A 25,530-nucleotide genomic window follows, 5' to 3' on the forward strand; every position below is an offset into this window, starting at 1 on the left:
GCCGCCCCCGGCGGTCAGGAGCCGGCGGTGGCGCGCAGGATCTGCATGGACCGGCTGGTGACGGCGACCAGGGCGCCGGGCAGGTGCAGGGCGTGGGAGGGGGTGCGCAGGTCGACGCGCTCTTCGGCGGTGTCCAGGACGGGCCGCCAGCCGGGGCCGAACTCGCCGCCGGGCAGGGCGAAGGTGATGTTCTCGTGGTGGGCGTTGACCAGCAGCAGGAAGGAGTCGTCGCTGATGCGCTCGCCCCGCGGCCCCGGCTCGCTGATCGCCTCGCCGTTGAGGAACACCGCCATCGCCTTGCCGAAGCCGCTGTGCCAGTCGCCCGAGGTCATCTCCTTGCCCGACGGCGTCAGCCACACGATGTCGCGGACGTCGCCCTCGGGCACCCGGCCAAGGAAGAACCGCCGGCGCCGGAACACCGGATGCCGCTTGCGGAACGTGGCGAGGGCGCGGACGAAGTCGAGGAGCTCGGGCTCTGACCGCAGCAGCGACCAGTCGACCCAGGACACCTCGTTGTCCTGGCAGTAGGCGTTGTTGTTGCCGAGCTGCGTGCGGCCGATCTCGTCGCCGTGCAGCAGCATGGGCACGCCCTGCGACACGAACAGCGTGGTCAGCAGGTTGCGGCGCTGGCGGCGGCGCAGCCGGACGATCGCGGGGTCCTCGACCGGCCCCTCGGCCCCGCAGTTCCAGGAGCGGTTGTCGTCGGTGCCGTCGCGGTTGTTCTCGGCGTTGGCCTCGTTGTGCTTGTGGTCGTAGGAGACCAGATCGGTCAGGCTGAAGCCGTCATGGCAGGTGACGAAGTTGATGGAGGCGACCGGGCGGCGTCCGCTGTTCGCGTACAGGTCGGAGGAGCCGGCCAGGCGCGAGGCGAACTCGGGCAGCCCCGACGGGCTGCCCCGCCAGAAATCGCGCACGCTGTCGCGGTACTTGCCGTTCCACTCGGTCCACAGGGGCGGGAAGTTGCCCACCTGGTAGCCGCCCGGACCGACGTCCCACGGCTCGGCGATGAGCTTGACCTGGGAGATCACCGGGTCCTGCTGGATCAGGTCGAAGAAGGCCGACAGGCGGTCCACGTCGTGCAGCTCGCGGGCCAGCGCGGCGGCCAGGTCGAAGCGGAAGCCGTCGACGTGCATCTCCATGACCCAGTAGCGCAGCGAGTCCATGATGAGCTGCAGCGCGTGGGGCGAGCGGACGTTCAGGGAGTTGCCGCAGCCGGTGTAGTCGAGCAGCAGGCGACGGTCGGAGTCCAGCAGCCGGTAGTAGGAGGCGTTGTCGATGCCGCGGTAGGCCAGCGTGGGGCCCATGTGGTCGCCCTCGGCGGTGTGGTTGTAGACCACGTCGAGGATGACCTCGATGCCGGCCTCGTGCAGGGCCTTGACCATCCCCTTGAACTCCAGCACCTGCTCGCCGCGCTGGCCCGCGCTCGAGTAGGCGTTGTGCGGGGCCAGGAAGGCGATGGTGTTGTAGCCCCAGTAGTTGGTCAGGCCGCGCGCCACCATCGCGTGCTCGGGCACGAACTGGTGCACCGGCATCAGCTCGACGGCCGTCACGCCGAGGCTCACCAGGTGGTCGATCACCGAGGGGTGTGCCAGGCCGGCGTAGGTGCCGCGCTGCTCGCGGGGCACGTCGGGGTGGCGCATGGTGAGCCCGCGCACGTGCGCCTCGTAGATCACCGTCTCGTGGTACGGGGTGCGCGGCGGGCGGTCGTCGCCCCAGTCGAAGAACGGGTTGACCACCACGTTCTTCGGCATGTACGGCCCGCTGTCGTCGGTGTTGCGCCGGGACGGGTCGGTGAACTGGTAGGCGTACAGCGACTGGTCCCAGCGGACCTCGCCCTCGATCGCCTTGGCGTAGGGGTCGAGCAGCAGCTTGCTCGGCTCGCAGCGGTGCCCGGCGGCCGGGTCGTAGGGCCCGTGCACGCGGTAGCCGTACCGCTGGCCGGGCATGATGCCGGGCAGGTAGCCGTGCCAGACGAAGCCGTCGACCTCGGGCAGGTCGACGCGGCTCTCCTGACCGGCGTCGTCGAAAAGGCAGAGCTCGACCCGCTCGGCGACTTCGGAGAAGAGCGAGAAGCTCGTACCCACGCCATCCCAGGTGGCGCCCAGAGGGTACGGCTCACCAGGCCAGACCTCACGCATGTAGCCTCATTGTGGTCGTGGAACGTTTCGCGGTGCAGCTTGATCGCGCGGCTCGTTGCTCTGTCGTGATCCGGGCTCCCGTGATCTCCTCTCGTCCGGGGGCTCCGCCGCCGCAGACCTGGATGCTTGCGTTCCGGCTCTACCGTCGATTTTAGGGCCGCGCGTCTGATTTACCAGATCTTTCCGGCCACATGGGGGGCTGGCGGCCGACGGTGGTGAGGGTGCCGCCGGAAGCTCCATCAACATACTGCAAATCGGTCAAATGTGGACATGTCCGCTGTAAAGGTTTACTTTACGTTGAAAACGGATGCCGGACATGCCGGGACATGGCGAGGCCCCCGCGCGGCCGTCGCGCGGGGGCCGTGGGCCGTCCGGTCAGGCGACCAGCTCGGCGTTGAGCGAGATGGTGGTGCCGGCCAGCGCCTTGCTCACCGGGCAGTTGGCCTTGGCGGTCTCGGCCGCGGTCTGGAAGTCCTCCGCGGAGATGCCCGGCACCTGCGCCCGCACCGACAGCACGATGCCGGTGATGCCCTCGCCCGGCTGGAAGGTCACATCGGCCCTGGTCTCCAGCTCCTGCGGCGGCGTGCCCGCCTGGGCGAGCGCGTGCGACAGCGCCATGGAGAAGCAGGAGGAGTGCGCGGCCGCGATCAGCTCCTCGGGGCTGGTCTTGCCGCCCGCCTCCTGTGAGCGCGAGGCCCAGGTGACGTCGAAGGTTCCAACGCCGGAGGTGTTGAGGGAGACGGAGCCGTAGCCGTCGAGCAGCGCGCCCTTCCACTGCGTCGTCGCGGTACGTGTGGTCGCCATGGCGATCTTCCCTTTCAACGCTGAGATGGTTACATGCCCGAACCTACACGCGCGCCTGGTGCGCGCGGTGCTCGGCTCGGACCAAGTCCTCCACCTCGGCGCGCAGCGCCAGGAACGCGGGCGACCGCTTCACGGTGAGCGGCCGCTCGGCGGGCAGCCCGACTGTGAGGTCGCGGGCGATCCGGCCGGGGTCGCAGGACAGCACCAGCACCCTCCGGCCGAGGAAGACCGCCTCCTCGACGTCGTGGGTGACCATGATCACGGTGGTCGGCTCCTCCTGCCACATCTGGCGGACGAACAGCTGCATGTCCTCCTTGGTCTGCACGTCCAGCGCCCCGAACGGCTCGTCCAGCAGCAGCACGCGCGGAGAGCAGGCGAGGGCCCGGGCGATCGCCACGCGCTGCTGCTGCCCGCCCGACAGCCTCCCGGGCAGCGCGCCGGCCAGGTGGGACAGCCCGACCTCCGCCAGCAGCCGGCCCACCCGCTCCTCGCGCAGTGCGCGCGGCAGCCCCAGCGACTCCAGCCCGAACGCGACGTTGCGCGCGACGCTGCGCCATGGATACAACGACGCCGTCTGGAACACCAGGCCGCGCTCGGGGCCCGGCCCGGTGACCTCCTCGCCGTCCAGCAGCACCCGGCCGGACGTCGGGCGGGTCAGTCCGGCGATCAGCGAGAGCAGCGTCGACTTGCCCGACCCGCTGGCTCCCACCACGCAGACGAACTCCCCGGGCGCGACGGTGAGGTCGAGATCGGCCAGCACCGGCCGCCCGGGCGCGAACTCCTTGCCGACCGACTCAAGGCGCAGCGTCACGCGGCCCACCTCCCGACCCGTGCGCGCAACAGCCGGAGCAGGACGTCGATGGCCAGGCCGATCAGGCCGATCACCACGAGGATCGCGAAGATCCGGTCGGTCTGCAGGAACCGCTGCGCGCGGATGACGCGGTACCCGAGCCCGGAGGTGGCCGCGATCAGCTCGGCCACGACCACGAAGTTCCACGCCGCCGCCGCGTTGACCCGCATCGCGTCGATGACGCCGGGCAGCGCGTAGGGGAACACCACGCGGAAGGCGACCCTGAGACGGCGCGCGCCGAGCGTCGCGGAGACCTCCAGCAGCCGCCGGGGCACCTGCCGGACGACGTCGGCCGTCATCAGCGTGTTGAAGAAGACCACCCCCAGCACCAGCAGCGCGACCTTGGACGCCTCGCCGATGCCCAGCCAGATGATCAACAGGGGGATGAAGGCCGAGGCGGGCAGGTAGCGCAGCAGGCCGATCAACGGCTCGGCCAGCGCCTGCGCCCACGGCAGCGCGCCCATCGCGAAGCCGAGCGGCACCGAGATGAGCACCGCGAGCGCGAAACCGAGGCCGACGCGGCCGAGACTCGCGGCGAGGTCGGACCACAGCTCGCCGCGGACCGCCATCTCGCGGCCGGCCGCGAGGACGGCGGCGGGCGAGGGCAGGAAGGTGGGGTCGGTCAGGCCGCTCATGCTGACCGCCTGCCAGGCGGCGAGCGGGAGCAGCACGGAAAGGGCGCGCAGCACCCAGGCCGCCCGGGGCGAGACGGCGCTGGACAGCAGCCGCACCCGCCGTCCGCGCCCGCCCGGCACGGCGCCCGGCGCGAGGGACGGCTCGAGCGGGCCGGCGGCGCCGGCGGGCCGCGACATCGGGGCCCCGGCGGGGGCGGAGGCCCGGGTCACGGCTGCACCGCCTGGACGAACCGGGGCTCCAGCAGCCCGTCCAGCGGGGGAGCGGCGTCGACCAGCTTGCTGGAGACAAGGAACTCGGAGATCTTCTTGGCCCGGGCGGGCAGCTCGCCGGCGAACGCCGCCCGGTTCTGCTCCAGCGTGAAGATCGTCGTGCCCTTGTCGTAGGTCTCGTAGTCGGCGGCGCTCACGCCGGCGCGCCCGGCCATGATCTGCACGGCCTCGGCCCGGTTCGCGCCGATCCAGGCGATGGTGTCGAACCAGGTCTTCACCAGCGCCTGCACGGCCTTGTCGTTCTTGGCCAGCAGGTCCCTGGTGACCACCAGGTGGTCGGGGATGGCGCCGGGGAAGTCCGCGGAGCTGGTGATCGCGCTGCTGCCGGGCCGCTTGAGCGCGGTGGTGGTGAAGGGGGCGAAGACGCCGACCGCGTCCACCCGGCCGGCGACGAACGCGGCGGCGGCCGCGTCGGTCGGCAGCGGCTGGAACTTCACCTGCGCCTCGGTCAGGCCGGCCTTGCGCAGGGCGAGCAGCAGCAGATAGTGGTCCACGGTGCCCTGCTCGGCCGCCACGGTCGCGCCCTTGAGGTCGGCCAGGGATTTCACGCCCTGCTTGGCGATGATCTGGTCGTTGCCGGTGGAGTTGTCGTTGACCAGCACGACGGTCTCCTTGGCGCCGCCCGCGACCGAGGCCAGGGTGTCGTTCAGCGTCTGGCTGTTGGCGTCGATGTTGCCGGTCGCCAGGGCATTGAGACTGTCGGTGTAGCTGTCGAAGTACTTCAGCTCCACCGTGACGCCGTTCTTGGCGAACAGCCCCTTCTCTTCGGCGACCTGCCAGGGGAACCAGCCGGGCCAGGCGCTGAACCCGAGCCTGACCGCCGGGGCGCCCCCGGGGTCGGCCGGCCGCGCGGAGTCCGGCGCCGCGGCGCACGCGGTGCCCAGCACCAGGACGACGGCGGCGGGCAGGATGAGGCGTCGGAGCATCGAAGGCTCCCCTCTCAGGCTTGCGAAGCGTTGACGTGCGCGCCCGCGGGCCCGGAGCCGTCCACCCGGGCGGCGGCGCGCCGGGGGAGGTGGCCGGCGCGGACCAGGCACCCGAGGGTGTCGCAGATGACCCGGGTCGCGATGAGGGCGGTGATCTCGGCGTTGTCGTAGGGCGGCGCGCACTCGACGACCTCGATGCCCGCGAGCGGCCGGGCGTCCGCGATGAGCTGGATGAACTTCAGCACCTCGCGCGGCAGGAAGCCGCCCGGCTCCGGCCAGCCGGTGCCGGGGACGAACGCCGCGTCCAGGCAGTCGACGTCGAACGACAGCCACACCGCCTCGGCGCCGTCCCAGGCGACCTCCAGGGCGCGCTCGGCGGCGGCCTCGATGCCCATCTCGACGCAGTCGGTGACGGTCATGATGGTGGTGCCGCGCTCCCTGCCCACCTTCACGCCCGGCCGGGGCGCCTGCCATCCGCCGATGCCGATCTGCACGAGGTTCTTGGCCGGCACGTTCGGGATGTCGGTCGCGTGGAACCAGGGCGTGGTGTGCATCCGCTCGTCCAGGTCGGTCTCCTGGGTGTCGACGTGCCGGTCGAAGTGGATGATGCCGACGTTGCCGGAGACGTGCTCGGCGACGCCGCGCACGGTCGGGTAGCCGATGGAGTGGTCGCCGCCGAGCACCACAGGGAACGCCCCGCTGGCGTAGACGTGCGACACCGCCTTGCTGATCTGGTCGAAGGTCTTCTCGATGTTCGCCGGGATGGTGAAGACGTCCCCGAGGTCGGCGATGGTGATCGACTCGCGCAGGTCCACGCCCAGCTCGAAGCTGTACGGCCCGTACAGCGCGGAGATCTTGCGGATGCCCTGCGGGCCGAACCGCGTGCCCGAGCGGTAGGTCGTGCCGCCGTCGAACGGGGCGCCCAGCACGGCCACGTCGTACTCGCCGCAGCGCCGCACGTCCTCCACGTAGGGGGCCTTGAGGAAGGTGTTGATCCCGGCGAAGTGCGGCAGCTCGCCTCGGGAGAAGGTGGGGATGGTGCGGTCGACGATCGACTCGGCGCCCGGCAGGCCGTACTCCAGCCCGCGCTCGATCTCGCGCCGGTGCATCGTCAGGGGAAGCTCGGCCTCGCGTTCGACGGCGCGGCGGGCTTCGGGTCCGTAGTTGTCGTGAAGGTGACCCACGGCACTCCCTTTCGGAAACGCCTCACACAGGAGGCAGCCGATATGACTGTCTCCCGGGTTTTTGTCCCGCCGTGGAACGGCCGCAGGCCGCCTGCACCTCTCGGACCAGCCCCTCGCCGGCCGGCGAGGGCGGAACCCTAGGTGCGCCTCACCGGGGGCGGTGAGTCCCCTTCATGACAGCCGCGGCCTGTTTCCTCCGGGTTTCCCGTCCGTAGCGGATCGGTGACGTACTACGCACAGCCCTGCGGCACGGGGCGCGGGCGACCCGTCTCGGCGGTCAGTCGGACGTGCTCCCCGCGCGGAGCGGCGCGCCCACGGTGTGCATGTGGCGCAGGGCCTGGGCGTAGGAGGCGATCAGGCCCGTCTCGTGGAACGGGATGCCGAGCTCCGCGCAGTAGGCCCGCACCAGGGGCTTGGCCCGGCGCAGGTTGGGCGTCGGCATGCTCGGGAACAGATGGTGCTCGATCTGGTGGTTCAGGCCGCCGAGGGCGATGTCCAGCATCAGGCCGCCGCGCACGTCGCGGGAGGTCAGCACCTGACGCCGCAGGAAGTCCAGGCGGTCCTCGGCGGTCAGCATGGGCATGCCCTTGTGGTTGGGCGCGAACGTGCACCCGAGGTACACCCCGAAGATCGCCTGGTGGACGGCGACGAACAGCAGCCCCTTGCCCAGGGGGAGCACGGCGAACACCGCCACGAGATAGGCCACGACGTGGGTGGTCAGCAGCGCGGCCTCCACCCCGCGGTGCTTGAGCCGGGGACGCCGCAGCGCCCGGAAGCTCGCCAGGTGCAGGTTGAGGCCCTCCAGCGTCAGCAGGGGGAAGAACAGGAACGCCTGCCACCGTCCGATGACCCGGGCCGCGCCCCGGCTCGACGCGGCCTGCCGCGAGGACCAGATCAGCACGTCGGGGGAGACGTCCGGGTCGTGGTCCTCGTGGTTGGGGTTGGCGTGGTGCCGGGTGTGCTTGTCCATCCACCAGCCGTAGCTCATGCCGATGCCCAGGTTGCCCGCCAGCCATCCGGCGCCCTGGCTCAGCCGCCTGGACCGGAAGACCTGCCGGTGGGCCAGGTCGTGGGCGATGAGCGCCACCTGCGCGAAGGCGACCGCGAGGCCCGCCGCCACCAGCAGTTGGGCCCAGGAGTCGCCGAGGGCGAAGAAGGCGGCCCACCCGCCCGCGAACAGGCCGGTGACCAGGCCGAGGCGCAGAGCGTAGTAGCCGGGACGCCTGTCCAGCAGTCCGGCCTCGGCCACCCGTCGGGAGAGCCGGGCGAAGTCGCTGCCGCGCGTGGCGGCGTCGACGGTGGAGGTTTCGGTCACGGCTCTCCTGACGTGGTGGCGGATCGGCCGCCCGTCCCCGCGCCGTGCGGACACCGCACGCGGCGCCGGACGGATCGGGCAGGCCCGATCAACACTGTCCGGGGCACCATGTCCTTCGACATCCTGGTACCAGGCGGGTACACGGTAGTGCTGGCCCCACCATGGCCCCGCGATGGCCCCACGATGGCCCCGCCACGGCCGCATCACGGGCACGCGGGCCTGCCATGGCGGCGTACCCGGCGGCCGGAGATGGACGGCGGCATTCCCTCGCGCGCAGGCGATCCAGCGGATACACCGCGAGGCGCGCGGCGGTTTTCCGGATTGGCCGCGTGTCAGGGCCCGGTTCACGGCGCGTTCGTGGCGGAGTTGACGGCCCGGCCTGGCGGGGAAGCGGGCCGAGGGCGCGCGAGGCGGCTCACGCGCGGCGCCGGCCGGCAGTGCGCCTGACGGCGCGGGCGCCGCTGTGACCTGGTGCGCGAGGCGACCCGTCATGACGCGCGGGCATGTCCGGGGTTCTCCGGAAACGGCGGCGGAATGGCGGCCGGCCCGGCCCTAAGAAGAGAATTCCCGGGTGATATTCCGGCCAATGCGATGACGGGCTCGTCGCGGGGGACACGGATCGAAAGGCTCGTACGGGAATGCGTGCCACCGGCAGGATTCCGCCGGTGGAGAACAGCGCCGGACGGGGGCCCAATACGGCGGTGGAATGCGCGGTCCCCCGCGTTCGAGGCCTCCTGCCCCCGGACGCTCATGCGCCCCCGCCTCGGGCGCCGCGGCGAACTCCGGCCGTCCGGCGCTGCCACGGGGCACCTCCCGGCGACGGCCACCCTGGTCAGTTCTCCGCGGGGCGCGCCCGCACTCTCATGAGCACGCTCACATCACCGGTGACGCCCGCCGTCCTCCGCCGTGTCCGCATACCCCCGCCGTGGCTTCCGAGTTCGCCCTGGCAGGGGCGGTTCCCCGGCCGGTCCGCACCACGCGGCCATGCCCTTTAGTGCGTGTCCGCAAGGCCGAAAAGGGTCTTGTGTGCGCAAACATTGTCAGTTACGTTAAGCGCCGGAAACGTGATCGAAAACGTTTGCAATGGAGAGGGCCGCATGGCCGATGTCGGTGCGCCGGTGACGATGAGCGATGTCGCGCGAGTGGCGGGCGTCTCCACCGCGACGGTGTCGCGGGTCGTCAACGGGCGTTACGGCGTCAGCGCCAGCACCATCGCGCAGGTGCGTTCGGCCATCGAGCAGCTCGGCTACGAGTCGAGCCTGGTGGCGACGAGCCTGCGGCGCAGTCGCACCAACGTTCTGGGCCTGGTGGCCCACAGTTTCCAGTCCTACACGGCCGAGGTGCTCAAGGGCGTGATGCAGGCACTGAGCCGGTCGGGCTTCGACCTGATCATCTACGCCAACAGTGACCTCTATGGGACGTACGCGGAGGGCTGGGAGCAGCGGCATCTGACCCGCCTGTCGGGCACGCTCACGGACGGATGCATCGTGGTCACGCCCTGGGACGAGGTCCGCAGCGGCACGCCGGTCGTGGTCATCGACCCGGTACGGGGCTCTACGGTTCCCTCGGTGACGGCGGACAACCTCGCGGGCGCGACTTCGGTGGTCGAGCATCTCCTCGGCCTCGGGCATCGGCGCATCGGATTCATCGCGGGCCGTTCCAGTCTGGAGTCCGCATGGTCGCGCGAGGAGGGATACCGCAAGGCGCTGGCCGCGGCCGGTGTCCCGTTCGACCCGGCCCTGATCGGCAGAGGGGATTTCAACCCCGAGTCCGCGACCCCGCTGGCACACGCCCTGCTGGCCGGCGCGGACCGTCCGACGGCGATCTTCGCGGCGAGCGACGGGATGGCGTTGAAGGTTCTGGAGGTCGCGAAGGGGCGTGGGCTCAGCGTCCCCGGCGACCTGTCGGTGGTCGGATTCGACAACATCCCGGAGTCGGCGCTGGCCGAGCCGGGGCTGACCACGGTGGACCAGTCGATGTACCGGCTCGGATACGAGGCCGCGCACCTGCTGAAGTCACTGGTCACCGGCGAGTGGGAGGGCCACCGCCGCATCGAGATTCCGACCCGCCTGGTGGTGCGCGGCTCCACCGCGCCACCGAAGAGCACGCCCGGCTTATGACCGGCACACCACGCAGACCATATCGAGACGCACCGAAGGGTGAGGAGGGCATGGCCTGCCCGTGACGGAGGTGACACAGGGAGACCACGGCGCACCCACTGAAGAGCTGATCGGCTGGCGGGTCGCATCCGCCGCCGACCATTTAAGGAAGGGTGAAACCAAGTGAAAGATTACCATGGGAGCGTGCGCCACGAGGGCGTACGCCGTTTCTCGGCGATGGTCGCCGCCGGAGTGCTGGCGATCACGACGATGCTGCTCGCACCGCGACCGGCCGCGGCGGCGGACACGCCGTGGCTGAGCGTCTCGGAGGACCGCTACGCGTCGTTCAGCGTCCCGGCGGCCTACATCCAGGCGAACCTGGGCCAGGTGTCACAGGTCATGATCGTGGGGAACTTCGGCCCCTCCGCGGCCTTGACGGAGTACGGACTGACCCGCCGGGGAGACGTCTGGTCGGGGGTTCTCGGCCCGCTCAAGCCGGGGCTGTACTACTACCAGGTCACCGCCGATGACACCAAGAGCATCAAGGACCCGACCAACAGCGCCGGCGTGGCGTCCAAGCCGCTCCTGAGCACCTTCCTCGTGCCGGGCGACTCGGCGCGGCTGCTCGCGGACGCGCCCGACGGGCAGGGCGGCAAGATCGAGACCCTGACCTACCGCACCAAGGACCAGGAGCGGTCGGCCCTGGTGTGGACGCCGCCGGGGTACGCGGCAGCCAAGGGCGGCAAGCCGTACCCGGTGCTGTACCTGCGGTCCGGTGCGGACGGCGGCGCCACCGACTGGCTCGACCTCGGCCGTGCCAAGCAGATCCTCGACAACCTGTCGGCCGGTCACGCCATGGAGCCGATGGTGGTCGTGATCTCCGACGGCGCGGACGGCGACAAGGAGTTGAACGACCTCGGCAAGGCGGTCGGGGACGCCTACCGCGTCCACCGCGACCGGGAGCACCAGGCCATCGCCGGTGTGTCCGAGGGCGGGTCGCAGGCGCTGCGCGCGGCCCTGACCGGCCCCGGCCGGTTCGCCTACGCCGGCTCGTTCTCCAGTCCGCTGACGCAGCTCCCCGCCGGAGTGCCGGGACCGGGTCCCAAGCCCGGCCCCGACCACGGCGCCAAGCTGGTGCGTCTGTACACCGGCAACGTGACCGACCCCGCCTACAACGCGACCGTCGCCCTGACCAAGGCGCTGGACCGTGCCCGGGTCAAGTACGAGTTCGACGGCGTGAACCCCGACGCGGGAGGCAACTGGAACGCCTGGCGGGAGAACCTGATCGACTTCGTGCCGCGGCTGTTCCGCAAGGTGGGCGACCACGGTCCGAGCGCCGGTCACGGGCCGCTGAAGGGCGAGTTCACCCCGCCGGCGCCCGGCACCACCCCGACGCCGTTCGTGACCAAGGACGGCTTCGTCACCTTCGAGACCACGACCGACTACAAGGACGCCAAGCACGTCACGGTGTGGGCGAACATCGCTCCCGGTGGAAGCTGGCTGCGCGTGCCGATGTCGCGTGAGGGCGACCGGTGGCGGGCGACCGTGGGACCGCTGGAGCCGTGGTTCTACTACTACCGGTGGATCGTGGACACGGTGGGGGTCAAGGACGCGTCGAACCCGACGAAGATCACCTCCGAGCCGGCCTGGAGTTCCTTCTTCATCCCCGGTGAGAGGTCGCGCCTGCTGTCCGACGTTCCCGCCGGCCAGGGCGGGAAGGTCGAGAGCCTGACCTACCAGAGCACCGTGGCGAACGCCGAGCGCACCGCGCTGGTGTGGACGCCGCCGGGGTACGACCCGAACCGCGCGGAGGCCTATCCCGTCCTCTACCTCCAGCACGGCAGCGGCCAGAACTACACCGACTGGACCGAGATGGGGCGCGCCAAGCAGATCCTCGACCACGAGTTCCTGGACGGGGACATCGTGCCCATGGTGGTCGTGATGGGCAACGGCAACTCCTCCAACTTCACCAAGGAACTGCTGGAGAACATCGTCCCTGCGGCCCGCGCCGCCTACCACATCTCCGGTGACCCCTCCCAGCAGGCCCTCGCCGGCCTGTCGATGGGCGGCGGCCAGGCGATCGGCGTGCTCAAGGCCTACCCGGGCCGGTTCGCCTACGTCGCGGCGTTCTCGGCCGGGTTCGGCAGTGGCACCGGCGTCGACGTGGCGGCGATCAACAACGGGACCAAGCTGTTCCGCGTGTACGTCGGCGACGTGACCGACTTCGTGTACCCGTCCTTCATGGCCGGACTGACCACGATGAACACCCTCGGCGTCCACTACGAGTTCGACGGGGTCACCCCTGGACCGCACGGCTGGGACGTGTGGCAGAAGAACCTCATCGACCTCGCGCCGCGCCTGTTCAAGCGCTAGGCGATCCCGTCCGAGGCGGCGCCGCCGGGGCATCGGGGGCCCCGGTGGCGGTCGCCGGGCACGGGAGCGTGCCGAGCGCTCACCGGAGGATCGGCAATGGGAACCGGGCACGGGGTGTGTCACCCGTGCCCGGTTCCGCCGATCATCCGGCCTCAGCGGTGGCGCATGGACCTTGTGCGCCACGACCCCCCCAAAGGGAGAACATCCAATGAAGAGAAAGTCCCTCATAACCGCGGCGGCCCTGCTCGCCGCCGCGGGCGCGCTCGCGGCCTGCTCCCCCGACCAGGGCAAGAGCACGGCCAATCCGGGCGGGAACAACGCGAGCAGCTGCACCAACACGATCACCAAGAAGGATCTGCCGGTCGTGACGATGTGGGGCTGGTACCCCAACACGCAGCTCGTCGTCGACAACTTCAACAAGCAGAACAACGAGGTGCAGGTCTGCTGGACCAACGTCGGCCAGGGCGGCGACGAGTACCAGAAGTTCCAGACGGCCATCTCCGCGGGCACCGGCGCGCCCGACGTGATCATGGTCGAGATGGACCGCATCCCGACCTTCCAGATCCAGAACGCGCTCGTCGACATCAGGAAGTACGGCTTCGACGCGGTCAAGGCCAACTACAGCGAGGGCGCGTGGAAGGACGTCTCGGTCGGTGAGGCCGTCTACGGCGTGCCGGTCGACGGCGGCCCGCTCGCGATGATCTACCGCAAGGACGTCTTCGATAAGTACAAGATCACGCCGCCGAAGACCTGGGACGAGTACGAGAAGGCCGCGCAGAAGGTGAAGGACGCGGGGGGCCCGAACTTCGGCGACCTCGGCGCCAACGTGCCGGCGCTGCTGATGGCGCTGCAGATCCAGAAGGGCGCCGCTCCGTTCACCTACGACCCGGCGCAGCCGAAGTCGATCGGGGTCAAACTCAACGACCAGGCGTCCAAGGACGTGTTCGACTACTGGGGAGGCCTGGCGAAGAAGGGCCTGGTCGGGACCCAGGACCAGTTCACTCCCGAGTACATCTCAGGTGTGATCAACGGCAAGTACGCCACCTACATCTCGGCGGCCTGGGCGCCCGGCTACCTCACCGGCGCCGGCGTCGGCAAGGGCAAGGACACCGGCAAGTTCGCGGTGGCGCCGCTCCCGCAGTGGGATCCGGCCAACCCGGTGCAGGTGAACTGGGGCGGGTCGGCCTTCTCGGTGACCAGCCAGGCGAAGAACCCCGAACTCGCGGCGAAGGTGGCCTACGGCCTGTACGCCGACGACGACTCGCTCAAGGACGGCTGGACCAACCAGGTCATCTTCCCGCTGAACCTCAAGGCGCTGAAGTCCCCCGAGTTCGTGGACGCCAAGGTGGGCTTCTTCAACGGCCAGCAGGCGAACAAGGAGGTCTACGTCCCCGCGGCGGACGCCTACAAGGGCGTCACCTACAGCCCGTTCGGCCAGTACTACTTCGACGCCATGACCAAGCAGGTCAGCGCGATGATCGAAGGCTCGGTCACCGGCGCGCAGGCCGCCGACCGGCTGCAGGAGGACGTGGCGGCGTACGCCAAGGAACAAGGATTCACCGTCCAGTGACGACCCGGGTGGGCCGCGCCGTCCCCGGCCGGCCCACCCACGATCTCCCAGCGTCGACATTCCCGGAGCCCAAGATGACCCTCCTGATCGAGGAGAGCGCACCGCGCACTGAAGACAAGACATCCAAGATCCACGGCAAGGTGCGCCTGCGCGAGCATCTGATGGGGTGGCTCTTCGTCGGGCCGTTCGCGATCGTCTTCCTGGCGTTGCTCATCGCGCCGCTCGCCTACGCGCTGTACCTCAGCCTGTTCCAGAAGAAGCTGATCGGCGGCACCAGCTTCGTCCTGTTCGACAACTACGCCAAGGCGTTCACCGACCCGAGCTTCCTGTCCGGGGCGTGGTTCGTCATCCGCTTCTCGCTGGTGGCCATCCCGCTGCAGATCGTCATCGCGCTCGCCATGGCGCTCATCCTGGATGCCGTGACGACGCTGTTCACCCGCTTCTCCCGGCTGATGATCTTCCTGCCCTACGCGATCCCCACGGTCATCGGCGCCGTCATGTGGGGCTTTCTGTACAGCAAGAGCTTCGGGCCGCTCACCGACATCTTCGGACTGTTCGGCGGCACCGCGCCCGACTTCTTCAGCAAGAATCTGATCTTCTACGCCCTGATCAACGTCGTCACCTGGCAGTGGGCCGGCTACTACATGATCATCCTGTACGCGGCGCTCCAGGGCATCGACCCGACGCTCTACGAGGCCGCCCGCATGGACGGCGCCGGCAGATGGCAGACCGCGCTGCGGATCAAGATCCCGCTGATCGCCCCCGCGATCTTCCTCATCCTGGTCTTCTCGCTCATCGGCACCCTGCAGTTCTTCAACGAGCCGCAGATCCTGCGCTACCTCGCGGCCGGCACGATCACACCGGACTTCACCCCCAACATGTACGCGTACGCGCAGGCGTTCAAGCTCGCCAACTTCAACTACGGATCGGCGATCTCCTTCGCCCTCGGCGGCATCGTCTTCGTCTGCGTCTACGCCTTCCTGTTCTTCACCCGCAAGCGGAGGAGCTTCCTCTGATGACCACCGTCTCCCGCGCCGCCGGACACCGAAGGCCGCAACGCCACCTTCCCCTGCAGGTGCTCCTCGGCTTCCTGGTCGTGTACTTCCTCGTCCCGTTCTGGTGGGTCATCGTCAACAGCTCCAAGGACGCCCCCGGCCTGTTCGGTGGCGGCAACACGCTGTGGTTCACCGACAACGTCGACTACTTCGGCAACCTCGAGCGCCTGTTCACCTACGACGGCGGCATCTACGGCAGGTGGATACTCAACTCCACGCTGTACGCGCTGGCGGGCGGGATCGGGGCCACCATCCTCGCCGTCATGGCCGGCTACGGGTTCGCCAAATACCGGTTCGCGGGCCGGCGCTTCACCTTCTCGGTGCTGCTCGGCGCGTTGATGGTGCCCGGAACGGCGCTGGTGATCCCCACCTTCATCATGTTCTCCGGGCTCGGCCTGACCAACACGATCTGGGCGGTGATCCTGCCGTCGCTTCTCAACCCGTTCGGCGTCTACCTGATGCACGTGTACGCGCGCGACGCCGTCCCCGACGAGATCCTCGACGCGGCTCGGGTCGACGGCGCGGGGGAGATGCGGACCTTCTTCCGGGTCGCCTTCCCGCTGATGCGGCCGGCGGTGGTGACCGTGCTGCTGCTGTCCGCCGTGGCGTCCTGGAACAACTACTTCCTGCCCCTCGCCATGCTCTCCGACAACCGCCTGTTCCCGGTCACCGTCGGCCTCGGCGTCTGGCAGGGGATCGCCTCGGCGAACAACTCGGGCGGCACCTCCCTGTGGAGCCTCATCATCATGGGCGCCCTGGTGTCGGTGGTCCCCCTCATCATCGCCTTCTTCACCCTCCAGCGGCACTGGCGCGGCGGCCTGTCGGTCGGCGGCCTGAGGTAGCCGCGGCTCGGAAGACCTCCGGGTGTGGTGGAGATGTCGTATCCACCACACCCGGAGGTCTTCCTGTTCTCACCGTCGATTCGCACTCCACGAGAAGAAATAGCCATAATGCGCCGCATATGTAGTGGAGATTGTCGTGAAGTGGGACGGCGGGTCGCCCGGCGCTACCGTCCGTGAGTGGTCTGCCACGGGATTGTGCCGACAATAAGCTTTGCGCAGCGTATTGGCATCGGTCGGCCGGCTTCAGCGCGAGGGATACCGCTCCCACAATCGTTGCACTGAACTTGCGGACGGTTGATAATTCTGGTCGCGACGGCGTTCGATGTGTCCGTGACCGTGTCGGTCGTCCTTTTCCGCCCATTCACCGGAGGTTCCGTGAAGGTCAGCGTCGTCATTCCAGCATTCAACGCGCGGAGCAAGTTGCGCCTGTTGTTATACACGCTCGCGCACAGCGTGCTCGATCCGGAGGACTCCTTCGAGCTCGTCGTCGCCGACGACGGCTCCACCGACGGCACCGGCGAGATGGTCGCCGAGCTGTCCGGCCATGACGATCTGACCTACCTCTACCTTCCGCGCACCGAACGGTCGAGCCGGGCCGCCGCCCGTAACGCGGCCATCGCCAAGGCCACCGGCGAGCTCGTCGTCATGGTCGACGCCGATACGGTGGTCGGGCCGACCTTCCTCGCCGAACACGTCCGTTACCACCGGCTCAGGAATGACCTCGTCGTGATCGGCGCTCGCCCGGACCTCGGAGACGGGGACTTCGACGAGGAGCGCCTCAGCCGTGAATTCGCCTTCGACGCCATGCCCGCCGTCGCCTGGGGTGATCCGCGCGAGAAGGTGCTGGCCGAATTCTCGGGCAACATGAACCGGCTCGCCATCTGCTGGCATCTCCTGTTCTCCTGCAACGCCTCGGTGCGCGTCGAGCACCTGCGCCGCATCGGCGGTTTCGACGAGGAATTTCTCGGCTGGGGACTCGAGGACACCGACCTTGGATATCGGCTGCGGCAGGCGGGACTGGCCTTCGCTTTCAGCGCCTCCGCCGTGGCGTACCACCAGCGGCGCCGGGGGATAGACGCCGGAATGTACGACGACTGGGTCCGCAATCTCGCCTACATGACGGCCAAACACCAAGCGCCCGAAGTGGCGATCCAGTCGATCGCCGGCCTCGCCATGAACCCCGCCGGCGGGCGGATCGGCTGGGTGGAGGCGATGCGCTGCTTCGAGGTCGCCGCGCGGGCCCTCGATGGCCGGCTGCCGGTGCCCCGCACCTACCGGCTCATGGTGGTCGAGGAGGACACGGTCGACGCCGCGATGGCGGAGTTGGCGGCCCGCGGTGCGACGAGCGATCTTCTGATCATCGACGAGACCCGCGGCGCCGAGCTGTCCGGCCCGGTCCAGTGCATGGACACCCCGGGCGAGCTGCTCTACTTCCACCGGCCGTCGGCGACGCGGCGAGCCGAGATCCTCAGCCGCTACCCGGTGGCCGGCCGATGAGCGCCGATCCCGGGCCCGCGCGGCTCCCTCCGCGAGCGACCCCCTCCTGACCACCCGTACTTCTCAGGCGAACCTCACCCCGGCCCGTCCGATGATCGCGTCGAGGTCCGCGCCGGGCGGCAGGCCGCCGTACGCGAGACTGCGATCGGGGCTCAGGCGGGAGGCGCAGAAGGCGTCGGCGACGGCGGGCGGGCTGTGCCTGACCAGCAGGGACGCCTGGAAGACCAGGGCCACGCGCTCGACGATCCGGCGGCCGCGGTGTTCGAGGGCGGCGGGGTCGGCCAGGGAGTCCTTCGCCTCGCGCACGGCCGCGTCCAGGCGGGAGTCGGCGCCCTTCGCGAGGTCGACCTCGCCGAAGAAGGCGTCCAGGTTGTCCGGATCCTTCGCCATCGACCTGAGCACGTCCAGGGCGGCCACGTTGCCCGAGCCCTCCCAGATGCCGTTGAGCGGGGACTCGCGGAACAACCGCGGCATCTGCGACTCCTCGACGTACCCGTTGCCGCCCAGGCACTCCAGCGACTCCGCCGCGTGCGCCGGAGCCCGCTTGCACACCCAGTACTTGGCCGCCGCCAGGGCCGTGCGGCGCAACGCCCCCTCGCCGGTGTCACCGCGGATCGCCCGGTCGGTCGCACCGGCCAGGCGCAGCATGACCGCGGTCGCCGCCTCCGACTCGAGGACCAGGTCGGCCAGCACGTTGCGCATCAACGGCTGTTCGGCGAGTGCCTCGCCGAACGCCCTGCGGTGGGTGGCGTGGTGGACGGCCTGCGTCACCCCGTACCGCATGCCGGCGGCCGAGCCGATGACGCAGTCCAGGCGCGTCATGTTGACCATCTCGATGATCGTGCGCACGCCGCGGCCCTCCTCGCCGACCAGGCGGGCCACCGCCCTCTCGTACTCGACCTCGGCCGAGGCGTTGGACCTGTTGCCCAGCTTGTCCTTCAGGCGCATGATCCGCATCGCGTTGCGCGAGCCGTCCGGCAGGACCCGGGGGAGCAGGAAGCACGACAGCCCGCCGGGGGCCTGCGCGAGCACCAGGAAGACGTCGCACATCGGCGCCGAGTTGAACCATTTGTGGCCGGTGATCGCGTACGTGCCGTCGCCCAGCGGCTCGGCGCGGGTGGTGTTGGCGCGCACGTCGGAGCCGCCCTGCTTCTCGGTCATCGCCATCCCGGCCAGCACCCCGCGCTTCGCGGCGGCCGGGCGCAGCCCGAAGTCGTAGCCGCGGGAGGTCAGCAGGGGCTCCCACTCCGCCGCCAGGGCCGGGGTGTGCCGCAGCGCCGCCACGCTGGCGTAGGTCATCGAGATCGGGCAGCCGTGGCCCGCCTCCACCTGCGACCACACGTAGAACTTGGCCGCGCGCGCCACGTGGGCGCCCGGCCGGGGCGAGGCCCACGGCGTGGCGTGCAGGCCGTGCTCGACGGCCACGGCCATCAACTCGTGCCAGGCCGGATGGAACTCCACCTCGTCGACGCGGTTGCCGTACCGGTCGTGGGTGCGCAGCACCGGCGGGTACTCGTTGGCCAGCCGCCCCCATTCCTGGGCCCTGGCCGACCCGGCGAGCGTTCCCAGGGTGCGCAGCTCCCCGAGGGCCCAGTCGGCGCCCTCCCGTCGCACGCCCTCCACCATGCCGGGGTCGGCGGACACGTCGTGGCCGGTGAGCGGGGGGACCTGGTTGGTGACGTCGTGCGTCAAGAGAGCCTCCGGGCGGTGTCGGTGCGTGGCGGTGCGGTGCGGTCCGGTGCCGAACGCCTCTTGCATGCGCGCTCAGGCATCCATCTCAACATTTCCCCGGAACAGTGGGATGCTCGGGTCGCTGACCAAGGAAGGGTGGGACCGGTGGAGGCCCCTGGAACGACCGACGACCGGCTGTTGCACCAGCGCGTCGTCGGCGGGGACGAGAGCGCGCTGAGCGAGGTGCACGACCGGCTGTATCCGCTGGTGCTGGGGCTCGCGCTGCGGGTCACGCGCGACCGGGTCGTCGCCGAGGACATCGTGCAGGAGGTCTTCGTCACCTTCTGGGAGCGCCCGCTGGCGTTCGACCCCGACCGGGGGTCGCTGCGCGGGTGGCTCGCCACCATCGCCCACCGGCGGGCCGTCGACCACGTCCGCACCGAGGAACGCCACCGCGTCTCGGCGCTCGGCCCCCGCCTGACCGATCCCGAGCCGAGCCCGCTGGAAGACTGGGTCCTGGCCGCCGACGAGGCCGCCCGCGTGCGGCTGGCCGTCAGCCGGCTCCCCGGCGAGGTCCGGGAGGCGATCGAACTCGCGTACTACCGTGGCCGTACCTATCGTCAGGCGGCCGCCGAGCTGGGGCTGCCCGAGGGCACCGTCAAGTCCCGCATCCGGCTGGGCCTGCGCAGGCTCGCCGACGAGCTCGCCGAGAAGGAGGTGTGACGGTGGACCACCACTCCGGCCCGTCCGGCGACCCCTCCGGCCCCGCCACGTCCTCCACGTCCTCCACGTCATCCGCGCAGCCCACGCCCCCCTCCACGTCGTCCACGTCCGCGACCTCCTCCACCCGCCACGGCCCGCCGGTGCCCGCCTCCCACGGCGTGGCCGCCGACGGCCACGAGCCCGCGCCGGGCGGCGAGTTCGGCGCGTACGGCGTGCCCGTCGCCTCCGACCCGGTGACCCGGCTGAGCCTGGACGCGCTGGTCGAGGCCGCCGCCGATGCCCCGGGCGGCGCGCTCTCCCGGCTGATGACGGCCGCCCGGTCGGCCCGCCGCCCCGCCGCCACCACGGGGGTCGCCGCGCCGTACGCCGCGCGGGTCGCCGCCATGGACGCCCTGCTCGCCTCGGCGGCGCCCGCCGACTGGTCGGCGCGCATCGTCGAGGGCTGGACGCTGCAGCAGCTCATCGCCCACCTGGCCGCCACCGACAGCCTGGTCGCCGACGCCATCGGCGCGCCGGTCGCGGGCCCGGCGGTCGCCTCCCCGGAGGTCCTGGCCCGCACGGCCGACATGATCGCGTTCGCGGCCGGGCAGGACCCTGAGCGCACCCGGGCCGACTGGCGCCTCCAGGCGGAGGCGATCTGCGCGCACGCCGCCTCGATGGACCCGGCCACGGTCATCGCGCCGGGCGGCATCGGCTTCCCCGTCTCCGATCATCTGCTCGCCCGCATGCTGGAGACCTGGATCCACACCGACGACACCGCGGCGGTGCTGGGCCGCCCTCTTCCCCTGCCGCTGGACGGGCACATCCACCCGACGGCCGACTTCTGCGCCAGGCTGGTGCCGTGGACGATGCTGCTGTCGGGCATGCAGGGCGGCGACCGCGCGATCCGCCTCACGCTGACCGGTCCGGGGGGCGGCGCGTGGCACGTTCCGCTCGACGTGGCCCGCCCGGCCGTGCCCGACGACGGCTCGCCCGTCCAGGCCGCGATCACCTGCGAGGCCATGGCCTTCTGTTTCCTGCTCGGCGGACGCGGCGCCCCGGCCGAGTTCCCCGCGGAGGTGGAGGGGGACGCAGGCCTGGTCCGCGACGTCCTGCACGCCGCCCCCGCCCTCTCGGGACCCTGACGCGCGCTCGCCTCGCGCCGGTTCCGCCGGTCCGCCGGTCCGCCGGTCGTCCGGCGGGTGGAGGCGCTCGGCGAGATCCTCCTTACGGAGGATCGTGACATGGCGTGATGCCGCGCTAGATTCGAGCCATGAATGATCCGGGTGGTATGCGCGCCTCGGACGCCGAGCGCGAGGCCGTCGTCGAACGGCTCAGAGAGGCCTCCGTCGAAGGACGCCTGACGCTCTCCGAGCTGACCGAGCGCACCGAGGCCGCCTACCTGGCCGCCACCCACGCCGAACTGGCCCAGATCACCGCCGACCTGCCGGATGGCGTGCCGCACGCCGCCGCCTACCCGTCGTCCCCGCCCCCGTCCCCGCGTACGGGCAGGGCCCGGCGGTGGTACGTCGCCGTCATGGGCGACACCAAGCGGCGCGGCAAGTGGCGCGTCGACCAGGAGATCGGCGCGGTCGCCGTGATGGGCGATGTGACGATCGACCTGCGCGAGGCCGAGGTGCGCTCCAACGAGGTCGACATCGTCGCCACGGCGGTGATGGGCGATATCAAGATCATCGTGCCCGACGGCGTGGACGTGGACCTCACCGGCATCGCGGTCATGGGCGACAAGCGGGTGGACGTCCTGGAGGCCCCGCCGGGGCAGCACGTCCCCGTGGTGCGCGTCCGGGCGTACGCCGTGATGGGCGATGTCAGGGTCATCGGAGACTCCCAGGCCAAGCCGATCCAGCGAGCATGGTTCGCCTGGAGCGAGTGGTGGCAGGAAAGGCGCGGCGAGATGCGCGCCGGCCGCGGCGACCACCTGCTCGGAATGCGCGAGCAGCGCCATGAGCTGCACCGGGCCCACCAGGACGTGCGGCGCGCCCACCACGAGGCGATGCGCGAGGTCCGCGACGGCCTGCGCCAGGCCCGCCGCGACTCCCGCCGTGACGACCGCCGCGGCGGCCCCTTCCCTCCGCCCCCGCCGCCGCCCCCGTACGGCTGACCACCGCTTCCGGCGGGCCGAGTCGCCGGCCTCGCAGGGTCGCGCCGAGCTTGTGGTCCCGGCTCGGTCGAGCCGAGCTTCGCGCGAGAGCCCGGCCCGGTCGCCGGGGGAGCGCCGGGTCAGGAACCGGCGGCCGCGGCCTGGGCGGCCTGGATGGCCTTGTGCAGGGCACGGGGCACCGGGGCCACGACGACGCCGAGTGCCTCGCCGCGTTCGCGCACGGCCCGCCACTGCCGCCACGGCATGACGGTTCTGAGCCTGATCACCGACGCCAGGGCGGTGAGCGCGGCGTCGCGGGGCTCGACCCGTGACAGGGGTTGCCCGCCGCGCATGGCCGAAGAGACCGTCGAGGTCAGTCGCCGCACCACCCGGGTGTCGCGGACCGTCACCTTGGCCAGCGGGATGACGCCGAGCAGGCGGGTGCGCCGCACGCGGATCCAGCCGCCGGCCTCCAACTGGTCGCGCACCTGGCGGACGGCGCGGTGCGAGCCCTTGTTCACCCAGTGCTGCCAGGTGCGCCGCCGGGACGCGGCGATCTGCTGGAGGGCGGCGTCGAGCACGGCGTCGTCCGGGACGGCGGGCCGGGAGGCGACCGGGCCGCCGGTCGCGTCGTCCAGGCAGCCGCGCAGCAGCAGCTCGGCCAGGATTCCGGCGCGCATCAGGTAGCCGAGCTTCCAGCGGGCGGTCGGCCGCCCGCGCTCGATGTCGTAGGCCAGCAGGTAGAGCCGTTGGGGCAGGGAGCCGGGCAGGTCCACCGGTCGCTCCTCTCGGTCGTGTCGTGCGAGGGGTCCGGCCGGCGCGGCCCCGGCGAGGGGGTCGCGCGGCCGCGTGGCGTCTCAGGTCACTCGGAGCCGGGTTCGGCGGTTCCGGCGTCCGGGGCGGTCCCGCCGGTCTGATCTGCGGCGCCGGTCGGCGTCGAGTCGACGGGGTCCTTCGGGGGACGGCCCCGTTTGGGCATGCCGCCCACGTCGCCGGGGAGCCGCCCCGCGCCGGCGAGCGCCCGCCGCAGCAGGAACTCGATCTGGGCGTTGGTGCTGCGCAGCTCATCCCCGGCCCAGCGGGTGATGGCGTCGTGGACCGCGGGGTCGAGCCGCAGGAGGATCTTCTTGCGTTCGTTCACTGGTACAGGGAGCCGGTGTTCACGACCGGCTGCACGTCCTTGTCGCCGCACAGCACGACCAGCAGGTTGCTGACCATGGTGGCCTTGCGCTCGTCGTCCAGGTCGACGACGTCGGCGGCGTCCAGGCGGTGCAGCGCGGCCTCCACCATGCCGACCGCGCCCTCCACGATCTGCCGCCGGGCGGCGACGATCGCGCCCGCCTGCTGGCGGCGCAGCATGGCCTGGGCGATCTCGGGGGCGTAGGACAGGCGGGTGATGCGCGACTCGATGACCCTGACCCCGGCCGAGGAGACGCGGGCGGCGATCTCGGCCGAAAGCTTGCCGGTGATCTCGTCGGCGTTGTCGCGCAGCGAGAGCTGGCCGTCGTCGTGGGAGTCGTAGGGGTAGTTGCCGGCGATGTGCCGGACGGCCGTCTCGGTCTGGATGGCCACGAACTCCACGAAGTCGTCCACCTCGAACACGGCCTTGGCGGTGTCCTCCACCTGCCACACCACGACCGCGGCCATCTCGATCGGGTTGCCGTCGGCGTCGTTGACCTTGGCCACGTCGGTCTCGTGGTTGCGGATGCGCGTCGAGACCGCGCGCCGCTGGGTGAAGGGAACGACCCACCGCAGGCCGTCTGCCCGCACCGTGCCGAGGTAGCGGCCGAGAAGCTGCACCACCCTGGCCTGGCCGGGCGCGATCGCCATCAGGCCGGTGAGCAGCAGGACGGCGATCAGCAGGAGGGCCACCCCCGCGCCGATCACGCCGCCCGAGCCCTGCTCGCCCTGGGTCACCAGCACCGCCACGCCCGCCGCGGCGAGCAGCAGGCACAGCCCGAGCACGGGCCAGCCCGAGACCTCGAGCGGCCGCCGCTCGCTCACGTGCGCCGCCGGCATCTCCACCGCGACCTCTTCCACCGTTCCCGCCTTGACCATGGTTTCCTCCGGGGGGTCTGTGCTTATGGCACAACCATAGCAAAGTGATATCACTTTGCAAGCCCGGAGCGATCGAAGGGGAATGACGAACGGTCGGCAGAGGCGGTGGAGGCCGACGATGTCCGCGTGATATTGCCAACGTCAACCCGGCTGCCGGAGACTGCGACGGACGATGTCGGTCATCTCGGACGGGAGCCCGCGCGTGAAGATCGTGGTCAACGGAGAGCCGATCGAGGTGGACGCCGGGGCCGACGAGGCGATGGTGGACGTCCTGCGCGACGGGCTCGGCCTCACCGGCGCCAAGGCGGCCTGCCGCACCGGGGTCTGCGGCGCGTGCACGATCATGGTGGACGGCGCCCCGCACGTGAGCTGCCTGCTGCCCGCCGCCGCCGTGGCCGAGCGCGAGGTCACCACCGTCGAGGGCCTGGACCACCCGGTCCAGCGGGCGTTCGCCGCGCACGACGGCCTGCAGTGCGGCTACTGCACTCCCGGCCTGGTGGTCCAGGCCGCCGCCTTCGTCGACGACTGGCGGGCCCGCAACGGCGACACCGCCCCGCCTCGCGCGCGCGTCGCCGCCGCCATGGCGGGGCACCTGTGCCGGTGCGGCGCCTACGAGGGCATCCACGCGGCGATCGCGGCGGCCTGCCGGGGTGAGCACGACGGCGCCGCCACCGCCCCGCCGGCCCGGGTGGAGGCGATGGACAAGGTCACCGGCCGGGCCCGGTACACCACCGACGTGCGGCCGCCCGGCCTGCTGGAAGGCGTGATCGTCCGCTCGGCCCGGGCGCACGCCCGCGTCACCTCGGTCGATTTGCCGGCCGCCCACGTGGTGGACCTGCTGCCCGCCGACCGCACCGTCCGCTACGCGGGGCAGCCGATCGCCGCGGTCGCCGCGGCCACCCGCGCCGAGGCGCTGGCGATCGCCGCACGCGCGGCCGTCGGCTACGACCCCCTCCCGGCCGCCCTGGACGACGATCCCGCCGCGCCGCCCGTCTACGAGGACCAGGCCGCGCGGAAGCGCGCCCCCAGCCACAGCGAGGGCATGTCCCCGCCCGCCGGCTGGCAGGGCAACGTGCGCGGCCCCGTCGGCCTGCTGAGCAGGCGGGGTCGCACCGCCGCCCGGCGCGTGGAGGCCGCGCGCGCCGCCGCCGACCCCCGGCTGGTCACCGGCGGGTTCACCACGGCCGTCCAGGCACACACCCCGCTGGAGCCGCACTCCTGCGTGGCCCGCTGGGACGACTCGGGCGACCTGCACCTGCACGTCTCCACCCAGGCCGTCGGCGTCGTCGCCGAACAGGCCGCCAAGCGGTGGGGGCTGCCCGCCGGCCGGGTCCACGTCGTCGCCGAGCACGTCGGCGGCGGGTTCGGCGCCAAGGTCGGCGTGACCGTCGAGACCGTCGCGGCCGCCGAGCTCGCGCGGGCCTGCGGCGCGCCGGTGCG

Annotated in this window: 21 protein-coding genes and 1 riboswitch; of the genes, 10 read left to right on the plus strand and 11 right to left on the minus strand. The window is 71.2% G+C overall.

The genetic code is table 11. The features are described 5' to 3' along the window. Positions 1-14: 14 nt before the first annotated feature. From glgX to ABZU32_RS10065, 7 genes are all read right to left on the minus strand, one after another. A complete protein-coding gene (gene glgX / locus ABZU32_RS10035) occupies positions 15-2,138 on the minus strand; it encodes a glycogen debranching protein GlgX (protein ID WP_354919715.1) in 2,124 nt (707 codons plus the stop codon). A 375-nt stretch (positions 2,139-2,513) separates the two neighbouring features. Further along, positions 2,514-2,942, minus strand: a complete 429-nt coding sequence (locus ABZU32_RS10040) for an OsmC family peroxiredoxin (protein WP_354919718.1) — start codon at positions 2,940-2,942, stop codon at positions 2,514-2,516. Positions 2,943-2,985: 43 nt separating this feature from the next. After that, entirely contained in the window at positions 2,986-3,753 is a 768-nt protein-coding gene (locus ABZU32_RS10045; RefSeq protein ID WP_354838893.1) for an ABC transporter ATP-binding protein, read from the minus strand. Beyond that, on the minus strand, positions 3,750-4,637 hold the full coding sequence (locus ABZU32_RS10050) for an ABC transporter permease (protein ID WP_354919721.1): 888 nt from the start codon (positions 4,635-4,637) through the stop codon (positions 3,750-3,752). Before ABZU32_RS10050 ends, ABZU32_RS10045 begins: the two co-directional genes overlap by 4 nt. Next, positions 4,634-5,623, minus strand: coding sequence for an ABC transporter substrate-binding protein (locus ABZU32_RS10055; RefSeq protein WP_354919723.1), 990 nt, complete (start codon positions 5,621-5,623; stop codon positions 4,634-4,636). The genes ABZU32_RS10050 and ABZU32_RS10055 overlap by 4 nt, the downstream gene beginning before the upstream one ends. 14 nt (positions 5,624-5,637) lie before the next feature. Then, complete coding sequence (locus ABZU32_RS10060; RefSeq protein WP_354919726.1) at positions 5,638-6,807, minus strand: agmatinase family protein; 1,170 nt, start codon at positions 6,805-6,807, stop codon at positions 5,638-5,640. 48 nt (positions 6,808-6,855) lie between these two features. Further along, positions 6,856-6,959, minus strand: a riboswitch (guanidine-I (ykkC/yxkD leader). A 125-nt stretch (positions 6,960-7,084) separates the two neighbouring features. Beyond that, a complete protein-coding gene (locus ABZU32_RS10065) occupies positions 7,085-8,122 on the minus strand; it encodes an acyl-CoA desaturase (RefSeq protein WP_354919729.1) in 1,038 nt (345 codons plus the stop codon). Positions 8,123-9,219: 1,097 nt separating this feature from the next. Here ABZU32_RS10065 and ABZU32_RS10070 point away from each other — a divergent pair. The 6 genes from ABZU32_RS10070 to ABZU32_RS10095 all read left to right on the plus strand — a co-directional run bounded on the left by ABZU32_RS10070 (position 9,220) and on the right by ABZU32_RS10095 (position 17,558). Beyond that, positions 9,220-10,242: a LacI family DNA-binding transcriptional regulator gene (locus tag ABZU32_RS10070; protein WP_354838908.1), complete on the plus strand. Its 1,023-nt coding sequence runs from the start codon at positions 9,220-9,222 to the stop codon at positions 10,240-10,242. 183 nt (positions 10,243-10,425) lie between these two features. Further along, positions 10,426-12,594, plus strand: coding sequence for an alpha/beta hydrolase-fold protein (locus ABZU32_RS10075; RefSeq protein WP_354919732.1), 2,169 nt, complete (start codon positions 10,426-10,428; stop codon positions 12,592-12,594). Positions 12,595-12,802: 208 nt separating this feature from the next. Then, a complete protein-coding gene (locus ABZU32_RS10080; RefSeq protein WP_354919735.1) occupies positions 12,803-14,164 on the plus strand; it encodes an extracellular solute-binding protein in 1,362 nt (453 codons plus the stop codon). A 74-nt stretch (positions 14,165-14,238) separates the two neighbouring features. Then, positions 14,239-15,180, plus strand: coding sequence for a sugar ABC transporter permease (locus ABZU32_RS10085; RefSeq protein WP_354838917.1), 942 nt, complete (start codon positions 14,239-14,241; stop codon positions 15,178-15,180). Beyond that, the gene (locus ABZU32_RS10090; RefSeq protein ID WP_354919738.1) at positions 15,180-16,061 is read left to right on the plus strand and encodes a carbohydrate ABC transporter permease; all 882 of its coding nucleotides are present in this window, start codon (positions 15,180-15,182) and stop codon (positions 16,059-16,061) included. Before ABZU32_RS10085 ends, ABZU32_RS10090 begins: the two co-directional genes overlap by 1 nt. A gap of 375 nt (positions 16,062-16,436) precedes the next feature. Then, positions 16,437-17,558 carry a glycosyltransferase gene (locus ABZU32_RS10095; protein ID WP_354919741.1) on the plus strand — a complete coding sequence of 374 codons (1,122 nt, stop codon included), beginning with the start codon at positions 16,437-16,439 and terminating at the stop codon, positions 17,556-17,558. 63 nt (positions 17,559-17,621) lie between these two features. Here the strand turns inward: ABZU32_RS10095 and ABZU32_RS10100 are convergent, their stop codons facing one another. Beyond that, a complete protein-coding gene (locus ABZU32_RS10100) occupies positions 17,622-19,250 on the minus strand; it encodes an isovaleryl-CoA dehydrogenase (protein WP_354919744.1) in 1,629 nt (542 codons plus the stop codon). Positions 19,251-19,394: 144 nt separating this feature from the next. Here ABZU32_RS10100 and ABZU32_RS10105 point away from each other — a divergent pair, with 144 nt between their 5' ends. The 3 genes from ABZU32_RS10105 (at position 19,395) to ABZU32_RS10115 (ending at position 22,053) form a co-directional block, all read left to right on the plus strand. Continuing rightward, on the plus strand, positions 19,395-19,952 hold the full coding sequence (locus tag ABZU32_RS10105) for a sigma-70 family RNA polymerase sigma factor (protein WP_354838929.1): 558 nt from the start codon (positions 19,395-19,397) through the stop codon (positions 19,950-19,952). Between the two features lie 2 nt (positions 19,953-19,954). Continuing rightward, positions 19,955-21,076: a maleylpyruvate isomerase family mycothiol-dependent enzyme gene (locus ABZU32_RS10110; protein ID WP_354919747.1), complete on the plus strand. Its 1,122-nt coding sequence runs from the start codon at positions 19,955-19,957 to the stop codon at positions 21,074-21,076. Positions 21,077-21,204: 128 nt separating this feature from the next. Continuing rightward, the gene (locus ABZU32_RS10115; protein ID WP_354919750.1) at positions 21,205-22,053 is read left to right on the plus strand and encodes a DUF1707 domain-containing protein; all 849 of its coding nucleotides are present in this window, start codon (positions 21,205-21,207) and stop codon (positions 22,051-22,053) included. A gap of 119 nt (positions 22,054-22,172) precedes the next feature. Here ABZU32_RS10115 and ABZU32_RS10120 read toward each other — a convergent pair whose 3' ends face one another. From ABZU32_RS10120 to ABZU32_RS10130, 3 genes are all read right to left on the minus strand, one after another. Then, a complete protein-coding gene (locus tag ABZU32_RS10120) occupies positions 22,173-22,808 on the minus strand; it encodes a GPP34 family phosphoprotein (protein WP_354919753.1) in 636 nt (211 codons plus the stop codon). An 86-nt stretch (positions 22,809-22,894) separates the two neighbouring features. Continuing rightward, the gene (locus ABZU32_RS10125; protein WP_354838941.1) at positions 22,895-23,173 is read right to left on the minus strand and encodes a hypothetical protein; all 279 of its coding nucleotides are present in this window, start codon (positions 23,171-23,173) and stop codon (positions 22,895-22,897) included. Then, complete coding sequence (locus ABZU32_RS10130; RefSeq protein ID WP_354919773.1) at positions 23,170-24,051, minus strand: SPFH domain-containing protein; 882 nt, start codon at positions 24,049-24,051, stop codon at positions 23,170-23,172. Before ABZU32_RS10130 ends, ABZU32_RS10125 begins: the two co-directional genes overlap by 4 nt. Before the next feature lie 241 nt (positions 24,052-24,292). Between ABZU32_RS10130 and ABZU32_RS10135 the strand changes: the two genes are divergently transcribed. After that, positions 24,293-25,530: molybdopterin cofactor-binding domain-containing protein (locus ABZU32_RS10135; RefSeq protein WP_354919756.1), on the plus strand; the 1,238-nt coding region annotated here is incomplete at its 3' end.

Origin of the sequence: Sphaerisporangium sp. NPDC005288, assembly GCF_040607475.1 — a bacterium.
GTDB lineage: Bacteria > Actinomycetota > Actinomycetes > Streptosporangiales > Streptosporangiaceae > Sphaerisporangium > Sphaerisporangium rhizosphaerae.